Here is a 5,614-nt window from a genome sequence, read left to right on the forward strand (position 1 = left end):
ATTCAATGCTGTTGGGGACGGATTACGAGATGCACTAGATCCAAAATTACGTAAATAGAAGAAGGTGAAAAGGATGACAAAAAAGTTACTAGAAGTAAAGGACTTAAAAATAAATTTTAAAACGTATGCGGGGGTAGTACAAGCAGTTCGGGGAGTAAGTTTTGAATTGTACGAAGGTGAAACGTTAGCCATCGTTGGAGAGTCTGGATCAGGGAAAAGTGTCACAAGTAATGCGATTATGAAGCTCATTCCGCAGCCTCCGGGTATATATGCTGGTGGACAAATATTATTAGATGGCCGGGACTTAATACCATTATCTGAAAAGGAAATGTCAAAGGTTCGAGGAAATGATATTGCGATGATTTTCCAAGATCCGATGACAGCTCTAAACCCTACAATGAGAGTGGGAAGACAAATTACAGAAGTGATTTTAAAGCATAAAAAGATTTCGGGTTCTGAGGCGAAGGATAGAGCGTTGAAATTGTTAGAGTTAGTAGGAATTCCAATGCCAGAGAAACGTTTCCGTCAATATCCCCATGAGTTTAGTGGTGGGATGCGCCAGCGGGTTGTCATTGCCATTGCGTTAGCGGCGGATCCAAAATTATTGATCGCCGATGAGCCAACAACAGCCCTTGATGTAACGATTCAAGCCCAAATTTTAGAATTAATGAAGGATATTCAAAAGAAAAGTAAAACATCGATTATTTTCATTACCCACGATTTAGGTGTTGTAGCTAATGTGGCGGATAGGGTAGCCGTTATGTATGCCGGGCAGATTGTTGAGTACGGAACAGTAAATGATATTTTCTATAATCCGAAACATCCATATACGTGGGGTCTATTAGGTTCAATGCCAGACTTGAAAAACAACGTGAAAGAAGAATTGCGTACAATTCCAGGTTCACCACCGGACTTAATTCATCCACCACAAGGAGATGCTTTTGCGCCGCGTAATGAATTTGCGATGGCGATTGATTATGAAATGGAACCGCCGATGTTCCAAGTATCCGAGACTCATTATGCAAAAACATGGTTATTACATCCGGACGCTCCAAAAATACCTGTTCCGGAAGAAATTGCTAGTAGAATAGAAGGGTATTTAAAGGAGGAACAAGATCATGGTAAATAAGTTGCTTGAAGTAAAAAACTTAAAACAGTATTTTGGTTCTTCTAATAATCCGATAAAGGCTGTAGATGGTATTAGCTTTGATATATATGAAGGGGAAACTTTAGGGTTAGTTGGTGAATCAGGATGCGGTAAATCTACAACGGGGAGATCTATTATCCGTCTTTACGATATAACAGATGGTGAAATTTTATTTAAAGGTAAAAATATCCACGAAGGAAAATCTCGTAAAGAGTTAAAAGAATTTAACCGAGAGATGCAAATGATTTTCCAAGATCCATACGCTTCATTAAACCCTCGTATGACAGCCGGGGAAGTAATTAGTGAAGGCTTCGACATTCATGGTCTTTATAAAGATAAAAATGAGCGACGAGAGCATATTGGAAATTTATTAGAGGCAGTCGGTTTAAATCGAGAGCATGCGAACCGTTATGCCCATGAGTTTTCTGGTGGTCAACGTCAACGTATTGGAATTGCACGGGCATTAAGTTTAAATCCGAGCTTTATCATTGCCGATGAACCGATTTCTGCTCTAGATGTATCGATTCAAGCACAAGTCGTCAACTTATTGAAAAGATTACAAAAGGAACGTAACTTAACGTACTTATTTATCGCCCATGATTTATCGATGGTGAAGTACATAAGTGATCGTATCGCGGTAATGTATAGAGGGAAAATTGTAGAGCTTGGAGAATCAGATGAGATTTACAATAATCCAATCCATCCATATACAAAGTCGTTACTTTCCGCTGTACCGCTACCAGATCCGCTAACAGAAAGAGTACGTGAAAGAATTCCGTATGTCCATGAGGAAACAGATGAATCTGCAAAACTTCGTGAAGTCCTTCCAAAACATTTTGTTTATGGAACGGAAAGTCAAATAAATAAATGGAATAAAAGACAATAGTGGAAAAAGCTTTTAAAGAATATAGAAGGAAAAAATCATTCCTTTCGTGTTATATGTATGGAAACATACATTGCCAAAGAGGAATGATTTTTTTATGTTTTTTTCAATAGAAAAAAGACTATGATGGGCAAATTTACTTAATAGCGTTAAATTGTATAGGTTAATTTTAATTGAAAAGAAAATAGTATTAAAGACATCCTTATTTGAGAGAAAATTACTAGAGTTGAAGGTTAAAAAAATCGCTGATAGATAGTAGAAAATTATTATTATTCTGATAATTTATTATCAAAAATTTGAATGATTCATTATATTCAGAAAACAATAATAACTATTATAATTGTAATATTCTGAATTATTCGAGACAGAAAATGGTAAAAAAAGAAGAAAAAACAATGTTTACAGAGAATTTTTTAATAATTATTTAGAAAAATAAAATTTTTGTTTATTTAACAATAATTTTTTGTTAATATAATATTTATTGAAGCGCATATTTTCTGAAAAATGAAAATTACTAGGCAAAGTTTACTGAAAAATGGGAAATATATTACTAGTCAGTTAGGAGGAATTTTTATGAAGAAAAATAGTTTTCTACTATTATCAATGTTATTAGCTCTATCTTTAGTATTAGCAGCTTGTAACTTTGGAGGTTCTGAAGAAAACAGTGGTAGTGAATCAGAAGAAAAAGAACTAAATTTAGTCATTGCATCTGAGCCACCTTCATTACATCCACAATTAGCAACAGATAGTACTTCAAACGCAATTTTACAAAACGTATTTGAAGGTTTAACGACTATCAAAGACGGTGAAGTTGTCGAGGCAGCTGCAGAAAAAATTGACGTAAGTGATGATCAATTAACTTATACATTCACTTTACGTGATGCAAAATGGTCAAATGGTGATCCTGTTACTGCCGAAGATTTTGAATACGCTTGGAAATTTGCATTAAACCCAGAAAATGCATCAGAGTATGCTTCAATACTTTACCCAATTAAAGGGGCACAAGCTTATAACCTTGGACAAGGTTCAGTAGAAGATTTAGGAATTAAAGTAGTAGATGAAAAAACTTTAGAAGTTACTTTAGAAAACCCAACTCCATATTTCTTAGAGTTAACGGCTTTCAAAACATATTACCCAATTCATAAAGCAACTGCAGAAGCTAACGAAACTTGGTATGCAGAAGCTGGTGATTCTTATGTAACAAACGGTCCATTTAAATTAACGGACTGGCAACATAGTGGTTCAATCACTTTAGAGAAAAATGAATCTTATTGGGATGCTAAAAATGTTGCACTGAGCAAAGTTAATATCTCAATGGTTGAAAATGAAGCAACTGCTTCAACAATGTTTGACGCTGGTGAAATTGATTTCTTAGGTTCACCATTCCAAACAGTTGGATTAGATGTAATCGATCGTTATAAAGAAGAAGGAATCTTAAACATTTCAAATTATGCTTCTATTTATGAGTATAAATTTAATACAACAGAAGGACCAACAGCTAACGCGAACATCCGTAAAGCGTTAACACTTGCGATTGACCGTCAAGGTTTAATCGATAACGTTACAAAAGGGGAACAAACTCCTGCATTAGGTATGGTTCCTACGGCAATTAAAGGATTCGAAGAAGATCGCGGTTACTTCAAAGACAATGATATTGAAGAAGCGAAAAAAGCATTAGATGCAGGTTTAAAAGAACTTGGTTTATCTGATCCAAGTGAACTTAAACTAAGCCTTTCATTTAATACAAGTGAAGCTCACGCAGCTATTGCTCAATTCATTCAAGAAGGTTGGCGTACAAATCTAGGTATCGATGTAACTCTTGATAACTCAGAGTGGCAAGTATACTTAGATAAAGTATCTAACTTAGATTACAATATCGCTCGTATGGGTTGGATTGCTGACTACAACGATGCTTACACATTCTTAGAAATGTACAATTCTGCGGAAAATGGTAACAATGATACAGGTTGGGAAAATGCGGAGTATACAAAATTACTTGAACAGTCTAATACTGAAACAGATCCTGCTAAACGTCTTGAATTGTTGAAACAGGCTGAAAGTATTATCATGGCTGATTATCCAGTTGCACCAATTTATTACTACACAAATCTTTCAGTGAAGAAAGACTACGTTAAAAATATGCAACTAGATGCACTTGGTAACATGTATCTTAAATATGTAGATATTGAAAAATAATCAATATTTTTTAAAGTTACTATTTACTATGTAATAGTACTTAGGCTGCTTAATTCGAATATCGATGAAAAGCAGCCTTTTGTACCTTTTTTATTTTCAACTATCCTAAAAGGAGGGGACATATTTGCTAAAGTATATTTTAAAAAGATTAGTATATATCTTAATCGCGCTATATATTATCGTAACTGCAACATTTTTCTTAATGCAACTTGCTCCGGGTAGTCCGTTTGCAAGTGAACGTGATTTCCCACCAGAAATTGAAGAACAACTGAATGCGAAATATGGATTAGATAATCCTTGGTACATTCAATATAAGGATTATTTAATCGATACTGTGACGTTTGATTTCGGAGAATCAATGAAATATAAGGGTCGCTCAACGAACGATATGATCTCAGAAAGTTTCCCTATTTCATTAACATTGGGAATTGAAGCCATGATCTTATCAATTGGTTTAGGGGTTTTACTAGGAGTAATTGCAGCTCTTTACCATAACCGTTGGCCGGATTATTTAGCGACAACCATTGCAGTTTTAGGTATTTCGGTACCTTCGTTTATATTAGCTGGTTTAATGCAATATTTTTTAGCGTATAAATTAGGCATGTTCCCTGTAAGTGGATGGAAAGGGTTTATTTATAGTATTTTACCTGCCTTTGCCATTGCCATTACCCATGCAGGTTTCATTGCAAAGCTGACTCGCTCAAGTATGTTGGAGCAAAATAGCAGTGATTATGTGAAAATGGCACGTGCTAAAGGTCTTGGAAAATGGACAACGGTATTTAAACATACATTACGAAATGCTTTATTACCGGTTGTTACTTACTTAGGACCGTTAACAGCTGGGGTTGTAACAGGTAGTTTCATTATTGAACAAATCTTTGCTATCCCAGGATTAGGAAGACACTTCGTAACGAGTATTACAAACCGTGACTATACAGTCATTATGGGTACTACTGTCTTCTATTCTATTATTCTATTATTCGCTGTTTTAATCGTTGATATTTTATACAGTGTAATTGATCCACGAATTAAATTGAAAGGAGCGAAAAAGTAATGGCACAAAACAATCAATCTTTTGAACAAATTTCACCGGATAAGTTTAAAATTGTCGGTGGTCGTTCGGATGAAAATGAAAAATTAGCTGATAAATCCGTGTCCTTTTGGAAAGAAGTAGTGCTTCGCTTCTCTCAAAATAAATTAGCGATTTTTGGATTAATTGCGCTAGTTGTTATTACGTTACTAGCGATTTTCGTACCAATTTTCTCTCCTTATAGTTACCGGGAACAATTAGGCATTTATAACGCAGCACCGTCAGCTGCCCATTGGTTCGGTACAGATGATTTAGGACGAGACATTTTCGTTCGTGTATGGCAAGGGGCACGTATTTC

Annotated in this window: 4 protein-coding genes and 1 pseudogene; all 5 read left to right on the plus strand. The window is 35.2% G+C overall.

The window, feature by feature from the left end; genetic code table 11:
• Positions 1-73 precede the first annotated feature (73 nt).
• Complete coding sequence (locus ACH0B5_RS17525) at positions 74-1,129, plus strand: ABC transporter ATP-binding protein (RefSeq protein ID WP_406928232.1); 1,056 nt, start codon at positions 74-76, stop codon at positions 1,127-1,129.
• Entirely contained in the window at positions 1,119-2,033 is a 915-nt protein-coding gene (locus ACH0B5_RS17530; protein ID WP_341362816.1) for an ABC transporter ATP-binding protein, read from the plus strand. The genes ACH0B5_RS17525 and ACH0B5_RS17530 overlap by 11 nt, the downstream gene beginning before the upstream one ends.
• A 570-nt stretch (positions 2,034-2,603) precedes the next feature.
• The gene (locus ACH0B5_RS17535) at positions 2,604-4,226 is read left to right on the plus strand and encodes a peptide ABC transporter substrate-binding protein (RefSeq protein WP_406928233.1); all 1,623 of its coding nucleotides are present in this window, start codon (positions 2,604-2,606) and stop codon (positions 4,224-4,226) included.
• 124 nt (positions 4,227-4,350) lie between these two features.
• The gene (locus ACH0B5_RS17540; RefSeq protein ID WP_341362814.1) at positions 4,351-5,280 is read left to right on the plus strand and encodes an ABC transporter permease; all 930 of its coding nucleotides are present in this window, start codon (positions 4,351-4,353) and stop codon (positions 5,278-5,280) included.
• Positions 5,280-5,614, plus strand: a pseudogene (locus ACH0B5_RS17545) (ABC transporter permease); the annotation flags it as partial. The gene ACH0B5_RS17540 and the pseudogene ACH0B5_RS17545, both read left to right, overlap by 1 nt.

Source organism: Ureibacillus sp. 179-F W5.1 NHS, assembly GCF_045369345.1.
GTDB lineage: Bacteria > Bacillota > Bacilli > Bacillales_A > Planococcaceae > Ureibacillus > Ureibacillus halotolerans.

Bases quoted from the DNA above. Each gene is read 5' to 3' on its own strand.
- ACH0B5_RS17530 (WP_341362816.1), top strand. From the start codon at position 1,119: ATGGTAAATAAGTTGCTTGAAGTAAAAAACTTAAAACAGTATTTTGGT.
- ACH0B5_RS17525 (WP_406928232.1), top strand. From the start codon at position 74: ATGACAAAAAAGTTACTAGAAGTAAAGGACTTAAAAATAAATTTTAAA.
- ACH0B5_RS17535 (WP_406928233.1), top strand. From the start codon at position 2,604: ATGAAGAAAAATAGTTTTCTACTATTATCAATGTTATTAGCTCTATCT.